Source organism: Amycolatopsis sp. NPDC114478, assembly GCF_055633805.1.
Genome location: NZ_JBVKDO010000004.1, coordinates 411,733 through 431,941 on the forward strand (window position 1 = coordinate 411,733; position 20,209 = coordinate 431,941).

Annotated in this window: 21 protein-coding genes; 5 read left to right on the forward strand and 16 right to left on the reverse strand. The window is 69.9% G+C overall.

Translation table 11 applies throughout. The annotated features are described in order from the left end of the window. Positions 1-44: 44 nt before the first annotated feature. Entirely contained in the window at positions 45-434 is a 390-nt protein-coding gene (locus ACZ7OH_RS14655; protein WP_470281247.1) for a hypothetical protein, read from the reverse strand. Between the two features lie 218 nt (positions 435-652). On the opposite strand from ACZ7OH_RS14655, the gene leuA reads away from it, so the two are divergent. Next, positions 653-2,413 carry a 2-isopropylmalate synthase gene (leuA, locus tag ACZ7OH_RS14660; RefSeq protein WP_470281248.1) on the forward strand — a complete coding sequence of 587 codons (1,761 nt, stop codon included), beginning with the start codon at positions 653-655 and terminating at the stop codon, positions 2,411-2,413. A gap of 80 nt (positions 2,414-2,493) precedes the next feature. Beyond that, on the forward strand, positions 2,494-3,045 hold the full coding sequence (locus ACZ7OH_RS14665; RefSeq protein ID WP_470281249.1) for a DedA family protein: 552 nt from the start codon (positions 2,494-2,496) through the stop codon (positions 3,043-3,045). Here ACZ7OH_RS14665 and ACZ7OH_RS14670 read toward each other — a convergent pair. Next, positions 3,032-3,652 (reverse strand): peroxiredoxin-like family protein, encoded by a 621-nt coding sequence (locus tag ACZ7OH_RS14670; RefSeq protein WP_470281250.1) that lies wholly within the window; start codon positions 3,650-3,652, stop codon positions 3,032-3,034. The two genes, ACZ7OH_RS14665 and ACZ7OH_RS14670, sit on opposite strands and share 14 nt — an antisense overlap. Positions 3,653-3,712: 60 nt before the next feature. On the opposite strand from ACZ7OH_RS14670, the gene ACZ7OH_RS14675 reads away from it, so the two are divergent. Then, the gene (locus ACZ7OH_RS14675; protein WP_470281251.1) at positions 3,713-4,315 is read left to right on the forward strand and encodes a TetR/AcrR family transcriptional regulator; all 603 of its coding nucleotides are present in this window, start codon (positions 3,713-3,715) and stop codon (positions 4,313-4,315) included. Here the strand turns inward: ACZ7OH_RS14675 and ACZ7OH_RS14680 are convergent. Continuing rightward, positions 4,305-5,210 (reverse strand): LysR family transcriptional regulator, encoded by a 906-nt coding sequence (locus ACZ7OH_RS14680; RefSeq protein WP_400896485.1) that lies wholly within the window; start codon positions 5,208-5,210, stop codon positions 4,305-4,307. The genes ACZ7OH_RS14675 and ACZ7OH_RS14680 overlap by 11 nt on opposite strands. 24 nt (positions 5,211-5,234) lie before the next feature. Further along, positions 5,235-6,167: a DMT family transporter gene (locus ACZ7OH_RS14685; RefSeq protein WP_470281252.1), complete on the reverse strand. Its 933-nt coding sequence runs from the start codon at positions 6,165-6,167 to the stop codon at positions 5,235-5,237. Between the two features lie 205 nt (positions 6,168-6,372). Between ACZ7OH_RS14685 and ACZ7OH_RS14690 the strand changes: the two genes are divergently transcribed. Then, a complete protein-coding gene (locus ACZ7OH_RS14690; protein WP_470281253.1) occupies positions 6,373-7,269 on the forward strand; it encodes an EamA family transporter in 897 nt (298 codons plus the stop codon). On the opposite strand, the gene ACZ7OH_RS14695 is transcribed toward ACZ7OH_RS14690, so the two are convergent. From ACZ7OH_RS14695 to ACZ7OH_RS14705, 3 genes are all read right to left on the reverse strand, one after another. Then, on the reverse strand, positions 7,266-7,910 hold the full coding sequence (locus ACZ7OH_RS14695) for a DedA family protein (RefSeq protein WP_400896491.1): 645 nt from the start codon (positions 7,908-7,910) through the stop codon (positions 7,266-7,268). The two genes, ACZ7OH_RS14690 and ACZ7OH_RS14695, sit on opposite strands and share 4 nt — an antisense overlap. Positions 7,911-8,246: 336 nt before the next feature. Further along, positions 8,247-9,422, reverse strand: a complete 1,176-nt coding sequence (locus ACZ7OH_RS14700; protein ID WP_470281254.1) for an RNA polymerase sigma factor — start codon at positions 9,420-9,422, stop codon at positions 8,247-8,249. After that, complete coding sequence (locus tag ACZ7OH_RS14705) at positions 9,419-9,778, reverse strand: YciI family protein (protein WP_470281255.1); 360 nt, start codon at positions 9,776-9,778, stop codon at positions 9,419-9,421. Before ACZ7OH_RS14705 ends, ACZ7OH_RS14700 begins: the two co-directional genes overlap by 4 nt. Before the next feature lie 82 nt (positions 9,779-9,860). On the opposite strand from ACZ7OH_RS14705, the gene ACZ7OH_RS14710 reads away from it, so the two are divergent. Further along, the gene (locus tag ACZ7OH_RS14710) at positions 9,861-10,283 is read left to right on the forward strand and encodes a YybH family protein (RefSeq protein ID WP_470281256.1); all 423 of its coding nucleotides are present in this window, start codon (positions 9,861-9,863) and stop codon (positions 10,281-10,283) included. A 51-nt stretch (positions 10,284-10,334) separates the two neighbouring features. Here the strand turns inward: ACZ7OH_RS14710 and ACZ7OH_RS14715 are convergent, their stop codons facing one another. The 9 genes from ACZ7OH_RS14715 to ACZ7OH_RS14755 form a co-directional block, all read right to left on the reverse strand. Beyond that, the gene (locus ACZ7OH_RS14715) at positions 10,335-11,447 is read right to left on the reverse strand and encodes an ABC transporter ATP-binding protein (RefSeq protein ID WP_470281257.1); all 1,113 of its coding nucleotides are present in this window, start codon (positions 11,445-11,447) and stop codon (positions 10,335-10,337) included. Beyond that, positions 11,444-12,439 (reverse strand): ABC transporter ATP-binding protein, encoded by a 996-nt coding sequence (locus tag ACZ7OH_RS14720; RefSeq protein WP_400896501.1) that lies wholly within the window; start codon positions 12,437-12,439, stop codon positions 11,444-11,446. The genes ACZ7OH_RS14715 and ACZ7OH_RS14720 overlap by 4 nt, the downstream gene beginning before the upstream one ends. A gap of 6 nt (positions 12,440-12,445) precedes the next feature. Continuing rightward, complete coding sequence (locus tag ACZ7OH_RS14725; protein ID WP_470281258.1) at positions 12,446-13,375, reverse strand: ABC transporter permease; 930 nt, start codon at positions 13,373-13,375, stop codon at positions 12,446-12,448. Then, positions 13,372-14,373: an ABC transporter permease gene (locus ACZ7OH_RS14730; RefSeq protein ID WP_470281259.1), complete on the reverse strand. Its 1,002-nt coding sequence runs from the start codon at positions 14,371-14,373 to the stop codon at positions 13,372-13,374. Before ACZ7OH_RS14730 ends, ACZ7OH_RS14725 begins: the two co-directional genes overlap by 4 nt. A gap of 82 nt (positions 14,374-14,455) precedes the next feature. Then, on the reverse strand, positions 14,456-16,135 hold the full coding sequence (locus ACZ7OH_RS14735) for an ABC transporter substrate-binding protein (protein ID WP_470281260.1): 1,680 nt from the start codon (positions 16,133-16,135) through the stop codon (positions 14,456-14,458). A gap of 328 nt (positions 16,136-16,463) precedes the next feature. Further along, positions 16,464-16,952 (reverse strand): uridine kinase family protein, encoded by a 489-nt coding sequence (locus ACZ7OH_RS14740; protein WP_470281455.1) that lies wholly within the window; start codon positions 16,950-16,952, stop codon positions 16,464-16,466. Positions 16,953-17,004: 52 nt separating this feature from the next. After that, entirely contained in the window at positions 17,005-17,439 is a 435-nt protein-coding gene (locus ACZ7OH_RS14745) for a DUF2304 domain-containing protein (protein WP_400896511.1), read from the reverse strand. Between the two features lie 12 nt (positions 17,440-17,451). Then, positions 17,452-18,153 (reverse strand): glycosyltransferase family 2 protein, encoded by a 702-nt coding sequence (locus tag ACZ7OH_RS14750; protein ID WP_400897562.1) that lies wholly within the window; start codon positions 18,151-18,153, stop codon positions 17,452-17,454. A gap of 59 nt (positions 18,154-18,212) precedes the next feature. Beyond that, complete coding sequence (locus tag ACZ7OH_RS14755; RefSeq protein ID WP_470281261.1) at positions 18,213-20,192, reverse strand: DUF6541 family protein; 1,980 nt, start codon at positions 20,190-20,192, stop codon at positions 18,213-18,215. Positions 20,193-20,209: the final 17 nt, after the last annotated feature.

The following is a 20,209-nucleotide window of genomic DNA, read 5'->3' on the forward strand; positions in this document are numbered from 1 at the left end:
CGACCGTGCGTTACGACGCCGCGCCGATCGTGATCACCGCGAAATCAGGCTCCGCCGCCCACCCGGCGGATCACCTTCGCGAGAATCCCGGACACCACGAGCCAGAAGATCGCCGCGATGCCGTAGTTCACCAGGACTCGCAGCTTCTCGTCACTCGGCGTGAACAGATCGCTGAAGCCCAGCGCCAGCGAGTCCGCCCAGGACTTCACGAACGACACGATGCCGTTGTCCGGGTTCGCCGAACCGACCGTGAAGATCACGTGGATCACCAGGAACGCGGCGAAGATCAACCCCACCCAGCGGACGATCGACGCCAGCACCGAGGCCACCCGGCCGCTCGCGCCGCGCCAGTCGACCGGGGCCCGGCGGGAGACCTTCGTCTCCTCCGAAGACGACGCCGACGAAGAGGACGACGACTCTGCGTGCTCACCCATGCTCGCAGTTTCGCACGGCGACCGACCGATGGCTACCCACAGGTAACCCCCGGAACGGGCCGCCCGGCTTCCCTCACCCGGCGTTGCGTGGTTATGGTGGGTGCGTGGCGCGTGTTCTCCTGCTTCGCTGCCGCGACGGGGCCTGATCTGACCGGCTCCTCGTCGCGGGGCTTCGTGGTGCCGGTCGCACCCGTCGAGCTGGAGACCTTCGAAACACCATGAGCAAGATCCGCAAGCCTTCGCGTACCGCGCCCGCCGACCAGCCCGTCTGGAACACCCAGCGCGGCACGTCCATGCCGGTCCACCGCTACCGCCCCTGGTACGACCTCGTCGAGAACATCGACCTGCCCGACCGCACCTGGCCCGAAAAGCGCATCGAGCGCGCGCCGCTGTGGTGCGCCGTCGACCTGCGGGACGGCAACCAGGCCCTGATCGACCCCATGTCGCCCGCGCGCAAGCGGAAGTTCTTCGACCTGCTCGTACGCATGGGCTACAAGGAGATCGAGGTCGGCTTCCCGGCCGCGAGCCAGACGGACTTCGACTTCGTCCGCGAGATCATCGAAGAGGGCGCCATCCCGGACGACGTCAGCATCCAGGTGCTGACCCAGTGCCGCCCCGAGCTGATCGAGCGGACGTTCCAGTCTCTCGAAGGCGCGCCGCGGGCGATCGTCCACATCTACAACTCGACCTCGATCCTGCAGCGCCGCGTCGTCTTCCGCGAGGAGCGCGAAGGCATCAAGAAGATCGCGACGCAGGCCGCGGAAATGGTCGTCGAGCTGGCCGCGAAGCAGCCGGACACCGACTTCCGCTTCCAGTACTCGCCGGAGTCCTACACCGGCACCGAGCTGTCGTACGCGCTCGAGGTTTGCAACGCCGTCACCGAGATCTGGCAGCCGACGCCGGAGAAGCCGGTCATCCTGAACCTGCCGGCGACCGTCGAGATGGCGACGCCGAACGTCTACGCCGACTCGATCGAGTGGATGAGCCGCAACCTGGAGCGCCGCGACTCGGTGATCCTGTCGCTGCACCCGCACAACGACCGCGGCACCGGTATCGCCGCCGCCGAGCTGGGCTACCAGGCCGGCGCCGACCGCATCGAAGGCTGCCTGTTCGGCAACGGCGAGCGCACCGGCAACGTCGACCTGGTCGCGCTGGGCATGAACCTCTACAGCCAGGGCATCGACCCGCAGATCGACTTCTCCGACATGGACGAGATCAAGCGGACTGTCGAGTACTGCAACCAGCTGCCGGTCGGCGAGCGCTCGCCGTGGGGCGGCGACCTGGTGTTCACCGCCTTCTCGGGCAGCCACCAGGACGCGATCAACAAGGGCCTCGACGCGCTGAAGGACGCCGCCGACAAGGCGGGCGTCCCGATCGACGAGTACCCGTGGGAGGTCCCGTACCTGCCGATCGACCCGAAGGACGTCGGCCGCACGTACGAAGCCGTCATCCGCGTGAACTCGCAGTCCGGCAAGGGCGGCGTCGCCTACATCATGAAGGCCGAGCACCAGCTCGACCTGCCACGGCGGTTGCAGATCGAGTTCTCGAAGGTCATCCAGCGCTACACCGACTCCGAGGGCGGCGAGGTCGACCCGGCCACGATGTACAACGCCTTCTCGGCCGAGTACCTGGAGCTGAAGACGCCGCTGGAGCTGGTCCGCCAGCACGTCCGCGACAACGGTGACGGCGAGTACGACATCACCGCGACCGTGAAGGTGGAGGGTGACGAGCACGAGGTCACCGGCCGCGGCAACGGCCCGATCGCGGCGTTCTTCGACGCGCTGTCGACCGTGGGCTTCGACCTGCGGCTCCTGGACTACTCCGAGCACACGCTCTCCCCGGGCGACGACGCGCGCGCCGCGTCGTACATCGAGTGCGCGATCTCGGACCGGGTGTTCTGGGGCATCGGCATCGACCCGTCGATCGTGACGGCGTCGCTGCGCGCGGTCGTCTCGGCGGTGAACCGCGCCAACCGCTGAACCTGTGGGCCGCCTGTCGGGTTCCTGTGAGTCCCCCTTGATCAGGAGTTTTCCGGACTCGGCAGGCGGTTAATGGAGATGTGGACGCGACTACGGCTGGACTGCTGGTGCTGTTCGTCGTCTCGCTGGTGCCTCTGCTGCCCACCGAGGTGACGCTCCTGGGCATGGGTGTCGCGGCAGCGCAGGGCGGGACTTCGCTGGCCCTGGTGATCGCCGTGGCGAGCGCCGGTTGCCTGGCGTCCGACCAGGCGCTCTACGCCCTCGGCCGGTTCGGTGGCCGGGCGGCGCTGAACCGGCTGAGCCGGCGGCGCAAGATCGCCGCCGGCATCGGCTGGGTCGACGGGCGGCTGCAGCGCCACCCGCGTCCCGTGCTGGTGGTCGCCCGCTGGCTGCCGTCGGGCGGCACGGTCGGCGCACTGCTCGCCGGCTCCCTCCGCTGGCCGATGGCGGAGTTCTTCACCGCCTCGGCCGTCGGCGTCACGCTCTGGACGTCCTACGTGGCCTTCCTCGGCTACGCGGGCGGCCGGATCATCACCGAACCCGGGATCAGCATGCTGCTCTCCCTGGGCGTCGCCCTGATCCTGGGTTCGGTGATCACCTACGGCGTGAAGCGCGGCGCTAGAGCGATTTGACGGCTTCGAGGACGTCGGCCGGCTCGGTGCGCGTGACGAAGTCCGGGTGGACGTCGACGAACCGGAGCACCCGGTCGCGGTCGACCACGACGACCGCCGGGTGGACCAGCTCCCAGGTGCCGTTGACCCGCTCGAGGTCCGTGCCGAGCTTCTCCATGGCCTCGCGGACGGGCGCGGAGACCGGGTAGCTCAGCCCCAGCCCGCGCGCGACCGTGCTGCCGGCGTCCGAGAGCACGGGGAACTCCAGGTCTTCCAGCGGACGCGAACCGTCCGGCCGCTGCGGGCTGATCGCGACCAGGCTCGCGCCGAGCGGCTTCAGCTCGGGCACGAGCTCCTGCTGGTAGGTGCGCAGCGTCAGGTTGCAGTACGGGCACCACTGGCCGCGGTAGAAGACCAGCACGGCCGGCCCGTCCACGAGGAAATCGGCCAGGCGCGACGGTGTGCCGTCGGCGCCGGGCAGCTCGAAGTCGTCGATCTCGTCGCCGACCTCGGCGAACTTCGTCCCGGTCGCCCGGCGCCGGGCCGCTTCGAGGACCTCGAAGATCTCCGGCGGCAGCGCGCCGCGGGCCTTCGCGTTGACGTCGGTCAGGGCGTCGTTGAGCGTCATGGGTCCCCCTGGTTCAGTTGTACTGATCGGTACAGTGGAGCGAACTGTACTATTCAGTACATGGAGACGCAAGCGGCTTCGACCCCGCGCGGCAAGCGGACGCGGGACGCGATCGTCGACGCGGCGGCCCAGCTGATGTACGTCGACGGCGTCGCGGGCACGAGCGTCGACAAGGTGCTCGCCGCGAGCGGGGCCGGGAAATCGCAGATGTACCACTACTTCAAGAACAAGGAGCAGCTGGTCGGCGCCGTGATCGACCGGTACCTCGAGCAGATCCTCGGCAACCAGCCGGCGATCTTCACGCTGTCCTCGTGGGCCGACCTCGAGACGTGGACCGAGCAGCTGCTGGACGTCCACCGCCGCGCGGGCGGGCCGATCGCGTGCCCGCTGGGCAACCTCGCCGGCGAGGTGGGCGACAACCCGAAGCTCGCGCCGCTGGTCGACCAGGCCTACCGGACGTGGGAGTCCCACCTGGAGCGCGGGCTGACCACGTTGCGGGACAAGGGAGAACTCGCACCCGACGCCGACCCGGCGCGGCTGGCGCAGGCGGCGATGACGTCCGTCCAAGGTGGACTGCTGCTGGCCCACATCCGCCACGACCTCACGGCGCTGGAGGACGCGCTGGGCATCGCGCTGGCCTACCTGCGCGGCTTCAAGCGGTGAGCTGAGCGACCTCCGCGCGCAGTTCGTCGATCACCTGGGCCACCGCCGGCCGCTGCCGGGCTCCCGTGCGGCAGACCGCCTCCACCAGCCGGGCCGCGCGGATGCCCGCCAGGGGCCTGCTGACCAGGCCGCTGCCGCGGCGGGTGTCGATCGTGTAGCGCGGGACCAGCGCGATCCCGTGGCCCGCCGCGACGAGCCGCTCGGTGATGCGGAAGTCGTTGATCCGCTGCACCACCACCGGCCGGACGCCGGTGCGGACGGTCAGCGAGCGCAGCACGTCGTCCACCGGGAAGCCGTGGTCGACGCCGATCCAGCGTTCGTCGGCCAGCTCCGCCAGGTCCACCCGCCGCTTGGCCGCCAGCCGGTGCCCGGCCGGGAGCGCGACGTCGAGCGGCTCCCGCAGCAGCGGCACGACGTCCAGCCGGCCGGAGTCGAACTCCGGCGCGTGCTCGTCCCGGTGCGCGACGACGACGTCGTAGTCCGCGACCAGGCCGGGCACCTCCGGCGGCGTCATGTCGACGTCGCGGACGTCGACCTCCAGGCCGTCGTGCCCGGCGACGCGGGTCAGCAGGCCCGGCAGCAGCATCAGCCCGGCCGACTGGAAGATCGCGACCCGCACGCGGCCGCGCGGCGCGCTGCGGTAGGTGTCCAGTTCGGACTCCGCGCGTTCGAGCGCGGCCAGCACCTCGTCGGCGCGGGCGACCAGCGCGCGACCGGCGTCGGTCAGCCGCAGCCCCCGCCCGGCCGGTTCGGTGAGCGGCAGCCCGACCTCGCCCTGCAGGGCCCGCAGCTGCTGCGAAACCGCCGACGGCGTGCAGTGCAGCGCCCGCGCGGCCGCCGTCACGCTGCCGCGGTCGGCGAACTCGCGCAGCGTGCGCAGGCGACCCAGGTCCACGACCCCAGCGTAGTTGAAGCGCGGCTACACAGTGGCGACGCTTTCGGCCGCCCTCGCTTCACGGTCGTGCCGCAGGCGCGCGACCGTCCCGGCGCTCACCAGCGCGACGATCCCGGCCACGCAGCCGAGGGTGAGCACCGACGGCGTCAGGCGGTGGTCGGCGAGCTGCAGCACGTACGCGAACAGCGGCGACAGCGTCAGCAGGATCGACGCGGTGATCGGCTCGGTCCGCCGGATGCCCACCTGCAGCAGGTAGAGCGGCAGCGCGACGCCGAACAGGGCGATCAGCGCGGACGGCCCGAACGCCGCCCCGACGGCCGGCGCGTCGTCGACCGCCACGAGCACCCAGGTCATCGCCAGGATCAGGAAGAACCGCACGGCGAGCACCCGCCGCGGCGGCAGCTCGGCGTCGCTCAGCCGCTTCGAGTAGATGACGTTGGTGACCGAGCCGACCCCGGTGATGAGCACGAGCACGACGCCGGCCAGCGTCTCGCCCGGCGTCCGGTCGAGTCCACTGTGGCCGGTGAACGAGCCCCAGACCAGCAGCCCGATCAGCACGCCGATCCCGACCGCGACCCAGGCTTCGGCGCGCAGGATCGCGGTTCCCTTGCGCAGCAACGGGTTGAACGCCAGCGTCAGCACCGGGCCGAGCGCGATGCCGACGACGTTCACCACCGCCGGTTCGAGGTAGCGCAGCGCGAAGAGCATCGACAGCCAGGTCGCGGCCGTCGTCACGTTGATCATCACGACGTCCCGGCGCAGGTCGCGCAGCGGGCGGAACGTCGCGGCCACGCCGTCGCGCAGCAGCGCGAACGCCAGGAAGAACACGGCGGCGAGGGTGAAGGACACCGCGGCGACGGTCGCCGGGCGCAGCTGTTCCAGCTGGTTGCCGGCGAAGACGTCGAGCGCCGCCGTCAGCGCCGCGAACCCGGTCAGTGGCAGTACGCCTCGCAGCATCGGAAACTCCCCAGTCGTCGACGGACGCCCATCGTCACCGGATCCGGACATCCCGGGCAATAGCGCGGCGGCCGGGTGAGCACGGCCCGAGACGTCACGTCCACCGATCGGCCCAGGTCAGGACCGGTTTTCGTGAAGCACGGCTACAAGGTTCGTACAGATATTCTCGCTGGTCCTTCACGGTCGCCCTCGGCACAGTGGAGGCATGCCCACCCGTGACCGCCTGCTCGCCGTGCTCGTCGCCGTCCTCTGGGGCCTCAACTTCCTCGCCATCCACGCGACGCTCGGCCAGTTCCCGCCGGTGTTCGCGGGGGCACTGCGGTTCGCCGTCATCGCCGTGCCGACGATCCTGTTCGTGCCGTGGCCGAAGGTGAAGGTGCGGTACCTGCTCGGCTACGGCCTCGGGTTCGGCACCGGGCAGTTCGCGTTCCTGTTCATCGCGATGGACACCGGGATGCCGACGGGGCTCGCGTCGCTGGTGCTGCAGGCGTCGGCGCCGTTCACGGTGCTGCTCGGCGCGGTCTTCCTGCGCGAACGCGTCACGCCGCACCAGCTGGCCGGCATCGCGCTGGCCGTCGCCGGGATGGCCGCGATCGCGTGGCAGCAGTCCGGGCACGCGGCGCTGCTGCCGATGATCCTGACGCTGCTGGCCGCGTTGAGCTGGGCGTTCGGCAACCTGAGCACGCGCAAGGCCGAGCCGGACAACCCGCTGCACTTCACGCTGTGGATGTCGGTGGTGCCGCCGCTGCCGATGTTCGCGTTGTCGCTGGTCATGGAGGGCCCGGCCGCGCAGTGGCGGTCGCTGACCACGCTCGGGACGCCGACCGGGCTGACCGCGCTGGGCGGCCTGACCTACGTGGTGCTGATCGGCACGGTCGTCGGATCGGGCCTGTGGACGACGCTGATGCGCCGCAACCCGGCCGGCGTGGTGTCGCCGTTCTCGCTGCTGGTGCCGGTGGTCGGGCTGACGGCGTCGTTCGCGTTCCTCGGCGAGCGGCCGACCTGGCTGGAGGTCGGCGCCGCCGTCGTCGTGATCGCCGGGGTGCTGCTGGGCTCGCTGCGGCCGGCGCGCAAGCCGGCGCCGGAGCTGGTGGCGGTTTAGGCCGCGTTCTCTTCCTGCTTCGGCGCTTCTTCGCTCTCGTGCTTCTTGCCGAGCCGCTTCTTCATGACGAAAAAGACGACGACACCGAGGACGATGGCGGCGACGAGGCCGTACTTGGAGAAGTTCCCGAGCCACTGTTCGGCGACGACGCCGAGGTAGTAGACGGCGGCGGTGGTGCCCCCGGCCCAGATGATGCCGCCGGCGGCGTTCGCCAGCAGGAACTTCGGGTAGTGCATGCGGAGTGAGCCGGCGAGCGGGCCGGCGAGGATGCGCAGGAACGCGATGAAGCGGCCGAGGAAGACGGCCCACACACCGCGTTTGTTGAAGATCCGTTCGGCGTTGGCGATGTGCGTCGGGCCGAAGTGCTTCGGGAATTTCCGGCCCGCCCAGGCGAACAGCCGTTGCCCGCCGGTCTTTCCGATCAGGTAGCCGATGCTGTCCCCGATGATCGCCCCGGCGCTGGCGAGAACACCGATCCACAGGGGGTTCAGGGTGCTGTGCTGCGACGCCAGCAGGGCGGCGCTGACCAGCACGATCTCGCCGGGCAGCGGAATGCCCAGGCTTTCGATCATGATCACCGCACCGACGATCAGGTACACCGAAAGCGGCGGGATCGCCTCCAGCCATTGGTCGATGTGCACTGGCCGTACCCCCTGCTGTTTCGGAAGCTGCTTTTCAAAGGGTACCGGGGTCGGGGTGTCCGGGGCGGCCTACTCAGGTATTGCCAGGGGTACGACTTCAGTCGGGGGTCACCCGGTCGGGGTGGAGTTGTCCACAGGGTTCACCCCCATGTGGACAACTTGTGGGTGGTTGGGTCGAGCGGCGGTTTCGGTCGGGGGCGCCGACTCCCGGCGGACCCGGCAAGACTTCGGCATTGCAGCCCTCGCCTGCAGGCAGCCCCGCTCCAGCAAACCGAGTCCAGCCTGGCGGCGCGACTTCGCCGGAACCTGCCAGGGCGGGATCCCAGTCAAGCCCAATCAAGGCTTCAGCTTCGCCGCCCGAGCCTGCAGGTACCCCTGCTCCGGCAAACTCAACGTCCGCCGAGCCGCCGCCAAATACGCCTCCCGCGCCCCACCGAAATCCCCCGCCTCCTCCAGCAAGTGACCCCGGACGGCGTCCACCCGATAGTGGTCCTTCAACTCCACCCCGGCCAGCTCCGCCAACCCCGCCTCGGCCCCGTGGACCTGCGCGAACGCCACCACCCGGTTCAACGTCACCATCGGCCCCGGCGCCACCACGCGCAACAAGTCGTACAGCGTCAAGATCTGCGGCCAGTCCGTCGACTCCGCCGACTCGGCCTCCGCGTGGACCGCCGCGATCGCCGCCTGGAGCTGGTATGGCCCGATCGGGGCCGTCGCCAACGCATCAGTGATCAGTGCGACCCCCTCCGCGATCAACTCCGCGTTCCAGAGCGTCCGATCCTGCGAAGCCAACGGGACCAGCGCCCCCGACGCCGACACCCGGGCCGGGCGGCGGGCCTCCGTCAGCAACATCAGCGCCAGCAAGCCCGTCACCTCGCCGTCGGCCGGGAGCTCCGCGTGCAATCCGCGCACCAGCCGGATCGCTTCCGTCGTCAACTCGACTCGGCTCACCGAGCCGCCCGAACTGGCCGTGTGGCCCTCCGTGAAGATCAAGTACAGCACCTGCAGCACCGCCGCCAGCCGCTCCGGGCCCGCGTCCCCAGAGAACCGCTCCCCACGCAGCGCGCGCTTCGCCCGGCTGATCCGCTGGCCGATCGTCGCCTCCGGGACCAGGAACGCGCGGCCTATCTCCGCCGTCGTCAGGCCTCCCACCGCGCGCAGCGTCAACGCCACCTGCGAAGGCCGCGCAAGCGCCGGGTGGCAGCACAGCAGCAGCAACGTCAGCGTGTCGTCGACCGCGACCGGCGACGGGTCCGGCGGCGAGGCCAGCGCGACCGCCTCCTCGCGCCGCTGCCGGGCCGAGTCGCTGCGCCACTGCTCGATGCGCCGCCTGGACGCCGTCGTGATCAGCCACCCCTTCGGGTGGTCCGGAACCCCCGACGACGGCCACTGCTGCGACGCCGCCAGCAGCGCCTCCTGGACGGCGTCCTCACACGCCTCGAAGTCGCCGTACTTCCGGACCAGCGCCGCCAGGACCTGGGGCGCCAGCGACCGCAGCAGCTCCGGGTTCACAGCTCCGGCCCGTGCAGCCCCATCACCGGCCGCACCTCCACCACCCCGAACGCCGCCTCCGGGATCCGTCTCGCGATCTCGACCGCTCGATCCGGATCCGCGCAGTCGAGCAGGTAGAAGCCCGCGAGGAACTCCTTGGCCTCGGCAAACGGCCCGTCGGTCGTCGTGCCGGCGCTGATCCTCGTCGTCAGCTCGGGGTACGCGAGCCGCTCGGAGACGATCCGCTCGCCGGACTCGTCGAGGTCGTCGTTGAGCTGCTGGTAGTACGCGAGCCCGGCGGCCCGCTGCTCTTCGCTCATGCCCTCCCACGCCTGGCGGGACTCGGGGTTGCCGTAGATCAGGACCACGTATTTCACGAACGCCTCCCGGCCGGTGTCGAAATCCGCGCGGTGGCGCCTACGTCTCCGGCGAACGCTCACCACACCCCAGGAGGATGGCATGACCGAGCAGCGAATCCGCGACTTGATGGCGGCGCGTGAAAAGGCGATGACGACCCGTGACGCCCGAGCGCTGGCGGCGCAGTACGCACCGGACGCCGTGGCGTTCACGCTCGCCCCGCCGCTGGTTCACCACGGCGAAGACGTCGAGGCTCGCGAAGCGTGGTTCGCGGGCTTCGACGGTCCGATCGAGTACGAGACCCGCGACCTCGAAATCGTCGTCGGCGGCGACCTCGCGTACTGCCACGCGCTGACACGGCTGTCGACGACGCCGAAGGGGATGCCCCAGCCCTTCGAGCTGTGGTTCCGCTCCACCGTCTGCTTCCGCGAGCAGGACGGCGACTGGCGGATCACCCACGTCCACGACTCGACGCCGTTCTACATGGACGGCTCGATGAGCGCCGCGCTCGACCTCAAGCCGTGAAAAAGGGGCCGGCCGGGGCGAAAACCCCGGCCGGCCCCGCAAAACGAGAACTCAGAGGATCTCGGCGGCCGTGCCGACGTCCGGCGGGCCCAGGTCGGGGTTCAGCGCCCCGGTGAGCTCCACCAGCTCCGGCTCGACCTCGTGCGGCTGGATGCGCCCGTCGCGGATGTCCTCCGCGTAGTGGCACGCCACCCGGTGCCCGCCGCCGATCTCGCGCAGCTGCGGGCGGTCGGTGTCGCACAGGCTCGCCTGCTTCCACGGGCAGCGCGTGTGGAAGCGGCAGCCCGACGGCGGGTTGGCGGGCGAGGGCAGGTCACCGGCGAGCAGGATCTGCTCGCGGGTGTCCTCGACCTGCGGGTCCGGCACCGGGATGGCCGACAGCAGCGCCCGCGTGTACGGGTGCAGCGGGTCCCGGTACAGCGAGTCCGCGTCGGTCTCCTCGACCAGCGCGCCCAGGTACATCACGCCGATGCGGTCGGAGATGTGGCGCACCACCGCGAGGTCGTGCGCGATCACCACGTACGTCAGGCCGAGCTGGTCCTGCAGGTCCTCCAGCAGGTTGACGACCTGGGCCTGCACCGAAACGTCCAATGCGGACACCGGCTCGTCGGCGACGATCAGGTCCGGCTCCACCGCCAGCGCCCGCGCGATGCCGATGCGCTGGCGCTGCCCACCCGAAAACTCGTGCGGGTACTTGCGCAGCGACGTCTCCGGGAGGCCGACCGCGGCCAGCAGCTGCCGCAGCCGCCGCTGGGTGGCGTCCTTGTCCTTGTCGAGGCCGTGCGCGTGCATGCCCTCGACGAGGATGGACTCGACCGACTGGCGCGGGTCCAAACTGGACATGGGGTCCTGGAAGATCATCTGCATCCGGCGCCGGGCCTTCCGCAGTTCCTCTCCCTTGAGCTGAGCGACGTCGGTGCCGTCGAACTTCACGGAACCGGCGGTCGGCTCGTTGAGCCGCAGGATCGCCCGGCCCAAAGTGGACTTGCCGCAGCCGGATTCGCCCACCAGGCCGTAGGTTTCGCCACGGCGGATGGCCAGGTCGACGCCGTCGACCGCGTAGACGTGCCCGACCGTCCGGTCGAACACGACGCCGCGCTTGATCGGGAAGTGCACCTTGAGGTCGCTGACCTCGAGCAGCACGTCACCAGCAGGACGGGTCATCGGGCTCCTCCTCCCGCGGCGACCGCGGGCCGCACGGGGTTGTGACAGCGCAGCAGCGCGCCCTGGTCGGGCACCAGCTGCGGCTGGACCTCGCGGCAGACCTGCAGCGCGTTGGGGCAGCGCGGCGCGAACGCGCACCCGTGGTCCCACGGGATGTTGTCGGCCACCGAGCCCCGGATGGGGATCAGCTTCTCGCCGCGGCCCGCGTCCAGGCGCGGGATCGAGGCGAGCAGCCCGTGCGTGTACGGGTGCCGCGGCTCGGCGAACAGCTGGTGCCGCTGCGCGCGCTCGACGATCTTACCGCCGTAGAGCACGTTGACCTCGTCGCAGAGCCCGGCGACGACGCCGAGGTCGTGCGTGATCATGATCAGCGCGGTGCCGGTGTCCTGCACCAGTTCCCGCAGCAGCGCCAGGATCTGCGCCTGGATGGTGACGTCCAGCGCGGTGGTCGGCTCGTCGGCGATGAGCAGCCGCGGCCGGCACGCCAGCGCGATCGCGATCAGCGCGCGCTGCCGCATCCCACCGGAAAGCTGGTGCGGGTACTCGGAAAGCCGGCGCGACGGGTCGGGGATGCCGACCTTGTCGAGCAGGTCCACCGCTTCGACGGACGCCGCCTTGCGCGACATCCCGCGGTGGCGCTCCAGCACCTCGGTGATCTGCAGCCCGATCGGGATGACCGGGTTCAGCGAGGACAGCGGGTCCTGGAACACCATGCCGAGGTCGCGGCCGCGGCGGTCGCGCATTTCGCGGTCGGACAACCGCAGCAGGTCGGTGCCTTCGAAGCGCACCGAGCCGCTGACCTTGTTGCCGCGCTTGGCGAGCAACCGCATGATCGCCAGCGACGTCACGGACTTGCCGCAGCCGGACTCGCCGACCAGGCCGACGGTCTGGCCCGGTTCGACGTCGAAGCTGACGTTGTCCACCGCGGTGAACGACTGCTCGCCACGGCGGACGAACTGGACCGTGAGATCACGGACCTCAAGGAGTGCCATCGGGGTTCACCGCCTGTTCTTCGGGTCGAGGGCTTCGCGGAGGGACTCGCCGAGCAGCGTGAACCCGAGCGCGACGACGATGATCGCGATCGCGGGGTAGTACGCCAGCTCGGGCCGGACGTCGAGGAACTGCCGGGCACCCTTGCTCAGCATGATGCCCCACTCCGCCCGGTTCGGGTCCGGGTCGCCCAGACCGAGGAACGACAGCGCCGCGGCCTCCAGGATGGCGGTCGCCAGGGTCAGCGTCGCCTGCACGATGACCGGGCCGAGCGAGTTCGGCAGCATGTGCCGGAACACGATCGCGCCGCGCTTCACGCCCAGCGACGTCGCCGCGAGGACGTGGTCACTGCTGCGCTGCACCAGCATCGAACCGCGCAGCAGCCGCGCGAAGATCGGTACCCCGATCATCGAGACGGCGAGGATCACCGTCCACTGGCTCGGCTTGGCGAACAGCGCCGCCACCGAGATGGCCAGCAGCAGCGACGGCACCGACAGCATGACGTCGACGAGTCGCATGAGGACGGTGTCGACCCAGCCGCCGAACGCGCCGGCGAGCCCGCCGATCACGACGCCGAGGAGCACGCCGATCACCGTGGCCAGCACGCCGACGAGGAGGGTGTTCTGCGCGCCGACGATCAGCCGCGACAGCTCGTCGCGGCCGAAGTCGTCCACGCCGAGCGGGAAGCCCGGCTGGGCGCCCGGGATGATCCCCTGGCCGAGGGCGACCTTGTCCTGCAGGTACCGCTCGAACGGGTCCTTGGGCGCGATCAGCGGCGCGAACACCGCCAGCAGCACGAAGAGGCCGGTGATCGCGGCGCCGGTGATGGCGACCGGGCTGCGCAGCATCCGCCGCAGGGCTTCGCCGCCGAGGCTTTGCCCGCTCGCCGCGGCGAGCTTGTCGATCGGCTCTTTCTTCTTGTTCACCAAAGTGTTCATCGCACACGCACCCTCGGGTCGATGATCCCGTACGAGACGTCGACCAGCATGTTCACCAGCACGTACACCAGAGCCCCGAACAGCAGCAGTGCCTGGAGCCGGGGGTAGTCACGCCGTTCGATGCCTTCGGCCAGCAGGAACCCGAGGCCGCGGAAGTTGAACACGCGCTCGGTCAGCACCGCGCCGCCGAGCAGCGCGCCGGTCTGCAGGCCGATCGTGGTGACCACGGGCAGCAGGCCGTTGCGCAGCACGTGCCGGCGGCGGACCACCGGCTGCGTGAGGCCCTTGGAGTTGGCCGTGCGGATGAAGTCCTCGTTGAGGACCTCGAGCACCGACGCGCGGGTGATCCGGGTGATCACCGCGAGCGGGATGGTCGCGAGCGCGAACGCCGGGAGGATCAGGTGCTTGATCGCGTCCCAGACGGCGTCCCACTCGCTGGTCATGATGCCGTCGAGGACGGCGAAGTTCGTGACGGCGGTGGCGTCGAGCCCGGCGGTCTGCCGGCCCTGCGACGGCAGGCCCAGCGGGCCGGCGAGCAGGTCCTGCATCATGTAGCCGAGGAAGAAGACGGGGACCGCGACGCCGACCAGGGTCAGCACGATGATCACGTTGTCGGCGACGCCACCGCGGTAGCGCGCCGAAAGGTAGCCCGCCGGGATGCCGATGAGCACCGCGACGATCATCGCGGAGATCCCCAGCTCGATGGTGGCCGGCAGGAACGTGCCGATCTCCGACATCACCGGCTGGGTCGAGACCAGCGAGGCGCCGAAGTCACCGGTCAAGGCGCGGCCGAGGAACTTGAAGTACTGGATGATGACCGGCTGGTCGAGCCCCAGCACGTGGTTGAGGTTGGCGATCTTCTCCGGCGTGGCCTTGTCGCCGAGGAGGGCGGCCGCGGGCCCTCCGGGCAGCGAGCGGAGCCAGGCGAAGACCAGGATGGACAGGATGAGCAGCGTCGGTATCGCTTGTAGCAGCCGACGCAGGAGAAAACGGAGCACTTGGTGTCCTTTGGGGCCAGCCCGGGAGGTACGGGCATGGGGTGGGCGCGGTAGCGCCCACCCCATGCTCTCTAGGCAGAACTCAGTTCACGGTCACGGTGTTGAACCGCTCGTCGGTCAGCGGACTGGCGACCAGACCCTTGACCTTCGGGCCGACCACGATGGCGGGCGGGCCGTAGGAGATCGGGATGGCGGGCAGGTAGTCCATGATCTGCTTGTTGACTTCCTGGTACGCCTTGGCGTGCGCGTCGCCGGCGGGCGAAGCGTCCGCGGCGGACAGCGCCTGGAACAGCTGCGGGTTGTCGAACCCGAACTCCGGCTTCTTGCGGCCGAAGAAGGTGCCGACGAAGTTCCCGGCGTCGTTGTAGTCACCGGTCCAGCCGAGCAGGTGCAGGTCCTGCTTGCCGAACTTCTGGACGTCGTCCTTGTAGCCACCGTTCCACGGCTTGGCGACGGCCTCGACCTTGATGCCGATGGCCTTCAGGTCCTCGGAGATCGACGTGAAGACGTCCGCCGGGTTCGGCATGTACGGACGCGTGACCTCGGTCGGGTAGTAGAACTTCAGCGTCAGGTTCGTCGCGCCGGCCTGCTGCAGCAGGTCCTTGGCCTTCTGCTGGTCGTACGGGTACTTGGTGACGTCGTCGGTGTAGCCGGAGATCGTCTTGGGGACGAACTCGGTGGCGACCTCGGAGCCCTCGGGCAGCTTGCTCTTGACGAACTGCTCGCGGTTGATGCCGTAGGCCAGCGCCTGGCGGACGCGGACGTCCTTCAGCTTCTCCCCGGCCGGGCCGGACTGGTTGATGCCCAGGTACAGCACGTTGAACGGCGGCCGCACGAGCACCTGCTCGCCGTCCCCGCGCAGCAGGTTGTAGTCGGCGGGCGCCGGGTAGTCGTAGCCCTGGATGTCGCCGGCCTTGAGCGCCTGCTTGCGGGCGTTCTCGTCCGGGATGACCTTGAAGATCAGCTTGTCGAGCTTGGCCGTCTGGGTCGGGCTGGTGTCGTTCTTGGACAGGGTGATCTCGCCCTTGCCCTGGTCCCAGCTGTCGAACTTGAACGGCCCGGTGCCGACCGGGTGCTTGTTCGCGTACTCGCTGTAGGTGAACGAGTCACCGCTCTGCGTGACCTGGTCCGCGTTGTACTGCTTCAGCGCGGCCGGGCTCTGCATCGCGAACGACGGCAACGTGAACGCCGCCGGGAACGCGCCCTTGGCCTTGTTCAGGTTCACGACCGCGGTCGCCGGGTCCTTGGCTTCGCAGCTCTTGTAGACCGGGTCGCTGTAGTCGGCGCTCTCGTTCTTGGCGAACCCGCCGAAGACGTCGGCGTAGTAGATCATCTGGCTCTGGGCGGCGGCGCCCTTCATGTTGTACCAGCGGTCGAAGTTGAAGCAGACCGCGGTCGCGTCGAAGGCGGTGCCGTCGGAGAACTTCACGCCCTGCTTCAGGCTGAAGGTCCAGGTCTTGCCGTCGTTGCTGGGCTCCCACTTCTCGGCGAGGGAGGGCTCGAGGTCGGCGGTGCCCGGCTTGTTCTGGATCAGCGTGTCGAAGATCTGCCGCGTGATCCGGAAAGTCTCGCCCTCATCGTTGAAGATCGGGTCGAACAACTTCGGGTTACCGGCCGCACCGAAGATCATCGTGCCCCCGGAACCACCCCCCGCGCCCTCATCACGCTTGGATTCCGCACAAGCGGACAGCGAAACCGCGAGCGCGCCGGCGAGCCCGATCAGGGCCACGCGGCGTGTTCGGGTCAGCCGCAATTGCTGCATCTGGCACCCCTTGGGAGATGTTCGGGATCAAAGTCACCGTCCGGTCGGTCAGGAACTCGACGGACGATCGGTGTGCCCCGCGACACTAGCGGGAACTCGGCCCAGGCTTAAGTACGTGAGGTTACGATCGCGCTACGTGGGCACCGATTTGACCGCAATGTGTCCATAATTCGTGACAAAATGTGACCGTTTGTGGCCCGCAACCGCACCCGGTGCCGGATCACTAACTCAGATGGCGGTACCAACGTTAGCCCGGTCGTGGTGGCGCAACCGTTCCACCTTGATCGATCCGGAGTCCAGCGTTCACGCACGGTGACCGAACGAACCCCTACGAAAGTCGGGTGCCGGCGGCCGCGCGAGTGCCGTCGACGGCGAACCAGCCGCGCTCGAAGCGCTGCCAGCGGTCCAGTTCGGCCTGTGCGGCCTCGCCGTCCCGTGCCACGGTTCTGGCCAGCCGGTCGGCATCGGAGCCGCCGGAAAGCCAGCAGAGGTGCGAAAGCAGGGGTCTTACCGAAGTGCGGCCGCTCGAGACGCCTTCCAGCACCAGGACGTCCGGCACGGGCACCCGGACGAGCTCGCCCGGCCGCGGCGTCCCGCTTGTCCAGTCCATCGGCCGGTAAGCGCCTTCGACGCCGGCCGCGAGAGGCCTCAGAACGCCGTTCACCAGCCGCGGCCACCACGAGACCGGGTCTTCCCACGTCGCGAAGGCATCGGTGCTCACCAGCTCGGTCCGGCAGCCGCGCGCACGCAGGTCGGCGACGACCTGGGCGGCCAGTGTGGACTTCCCGGCGCCCGACGGGCCATCGACGGCCAGCAGCCGCACCGCTCCCAGCCGCGCGGGCGCGGCGAGGAGGGCGTCGATCACGCGGTCACTTGCTGACGCGCTCGACCTCGGGAAGCCCTTTGACATCGTCCGGCGCGGTCGTGCGCGCCTCCAGCTCGCTGATCCGGCCCGCCAGCTCGCGCTTGGCGTCCTCGAGCTCGCAGCGCAGCAGCGCGATCTCCTCGACCGACGTGCGCACCTCCTCCTCCAGGTGCCCGACCTCGGTCGAGAGGTGCAGCGACACCAGGGCCAGCACGACGCCGGCGAGGAGGAAGACGAAGTTCGACGGCGTCTGGACGCCGGTGTGCTTGGCGAGGAAGTCGGCCGCCTGCGGCAGCACCGCGAGGACGACCACACCGATCGAGACGACGAGCCACACGCCCGCGTACTTCTCCCGCAGCTTCCGCCGTCGCATCATCTCGAGGACGACGAACAGCACGACGCAGGCGACGATGATGCTGAGAATGCGCCAACCCTGCATTTCTGCTTCCCCTTACGCCGAGTCGGAGGAGTCGACCGCCGGGCGGCGACGCACCAGCGCCAGCAGCAGTGCGAGCCCGGCCCGGCTCAGGTAGACGGCCGACTTGAGCGGCGAGTGACTGGGCGTGCCGCCCGCGCGTTCCCGCATGACGACCGGGATCTCCTTGATGGTCAGCTTGGCCCGGATGGCCATGACCAGGGACTCCACGGTGTCCCCGAGGTACTCCGCCGGGTAGTAGCCGGCGAACAGCTTGATCGCGCGCGGCCCCATCGCCTTGAACCCCGACGTGACGTCGGTGAGCTTGGTCTTCGCCAGCCGCGAGAACACGAGCGAGAGCGCGACCATCGCGTACTTGCGCGGCCCGCTGGCCTTGTACGAGCCCTTGCCGGCGAACCGGGAACCGATCACGATGTCGGCGTCGTCCAGCCCGCGCAGCAGCGCGTCGAGCTCGTCCGGGTCGTGCTGGCCGTCCGCGTCCACCTGCACGACGACGTCGTACCCGCGAGCGGCTGCGTAGCGGAACCCGGTGCGCATCGCGCCGCCGACGCCCAGATTGACCGCGAGGCGGGCCACCTCGGCCCCGGCCGCGCGGGCGAGCTTGGCGGTCTCGTCGACCGAGCCGTCGTCGACGACGAGCAGGTCGCCGTCCGGGAGGGCGCGTTTCACCTGGTCGATGACCGAAGCGACGCTCGCGGACTCGTTCAGCGCGGGCATCACGATGAGCACGCGGCGGCTGGTCACAGAGGTGCTGGACACGCGATCACTCTAGCCTTTCACTGCCCGTTACCGGCCCCGGACCCGGGAGCGGCCCCAGCTGAGACGACGCCCTGCTGACCCTCGATCTCGTAGACCGTGGCACCGGGGTTCCGGAAGACGACCTTGAAGCCGGTGGTGGCGTCGAGGTGGTTCAGGCCGGGCCCGTTGTTCGTGTCCGGGGTGACCTTGCCCTTGCCGACGAAGACGTACCGGACCTTGAGGTCGGTGAGCAGTTCCCGCACGCGCGGGAACTTGTCGATGTCGTCGAGGTAGACCCCGAGGTAGCCGGCCGGGGTGTTCCCCTCGGCGCCGTAGAACGTCCACTCGACCGGCTGGACGCCGTCGAGCGCGTACATCCAGACCGAGCCGTCGGCCTTGCCGTTCATCACCCGCTCGCCCGGCGCGACGTGCCCGGCGAGCCAGTCGAAGGCCGAACGCTCGTCGTTGCTGACCGTCGGGCCGCCGCTGTAGTTCATCTGCAGGCGGGCGGCGTTGCGGCCGATGTAGCCACCGCGGCTCAGGCCGCCCACGACGACCACGAGCAGCACGACACCGACCGCGGTGAGCGTCGCCGGTGAGACGGTCGGCAGCCGGCCGCCGGCCTTGCGCGCGAACCAGCGGGCGGCGGTGTCGGTGAACTCGCCGAACGCGACCGCGCCGGCCAGCGGGACCAGCGCGCCGATCCGCCAGTGGTCGTTGTAGAAGATGCCGGTCAGGGTGTGGATGAGCGGCGTCTCGAGCGACACGGTGGCCGCGAACAAGCCGCCGAACACGACGTAGGCGGCGACCATCCACAGCATCCGGCGGTGCTTCACCAGCAGGAAGACGCCGATCAGGGCGGGCACGCCGATCCACCACTGCGGGAACGCGGCCATCGGCGAGAAGGTGATGGTCTCCCCGAGGCCGCCGGTGACGGTGGCCTCCGACGCCCAGTACGCGCTCGTCACGCCGCCGGCGTTGTACAGCGAAGGCAGCGCGAGCGGCAGCCCGCAGACGACGGCGAGCGCGATCGTGGCCCCGAGCGAGGCCGCCGACCGGCGCCAGTCGATCGGCTCGAACTTGAAGAGCACCGCGAGCAGGATCAGCAGGAAGTACACGACGACGACGAACGCGACGCTGGTGTGCAGGCCGATCAGGCCCGCGACGCCGACGCCGATCGCGACCGGGCCGGAGATCCCGCGCGGCTCCAGGAGCCGGCGCGCGAGCGCGAGCATCGCCGGGATCAGCGCGACCCCGGCGACGTACGGCCACAGCGGGCCGCGCCACAGCGAGTCGTACGGGAAGTTGGTGAACGACGCCGACACCGCGGCGGCCGCGGCGACCGCCAGCGTGGGCATCCGCCAGACGTGGCACATCGCCGCGACGCCGATCGGCACGCACAGGATGACGGTGAGCGCGCCCATGTTGAGCGTCGGCATCATCGCCAGGCCGGCCTTGTCGAAGACCAGCGCGAGCAGGGCGTGGTAGGTGTCCGGGTAGAAGTAGTTCGTCTGGTTCGGCAGGTTCGCGATGGTGCCGACGGTCGAGGGCCGGGCGTCGCCGTGCTCGGCGATCCAGCGGACGAGGTTGGCGTGGAACGGCGCGTCCCAGCCCTGCTGGACCTGGTTGAGGCCGCGGGCGCCGCGCAGGAACGTGACGATCCCGACGAGGCTGCCGGCCCCGACGCCGGCGCCGATCAGCAGGTGCTCGCGCAGCGAGCGGGCGGGTGCGGCCGCGGCGGCGTCCTTCTCGGCCCAGTCCGGGTGGCGGCGCGCGGTGAACCGCTGCACTCCGAACGCGAGCCCGAAGCCGACCACCGACAGCACGAGCGTCCACAACGCGACGTCGAGCGTGGTCCAGCGGATGCCGAGGCCGCCGAGCACCGGGACGCCCAGGCTGACGATGCCGAACGTCAGGATCGGCGCGGCCGCGGCGAGCAGCCAGCCACGCAGCCGGATCGCCGCCCCGAAGACGAGGCCCGGCAGCCAGAAGGCGAGCACGACCAGAAGTACGTTCATGGTTTCCGCTGTCCAAC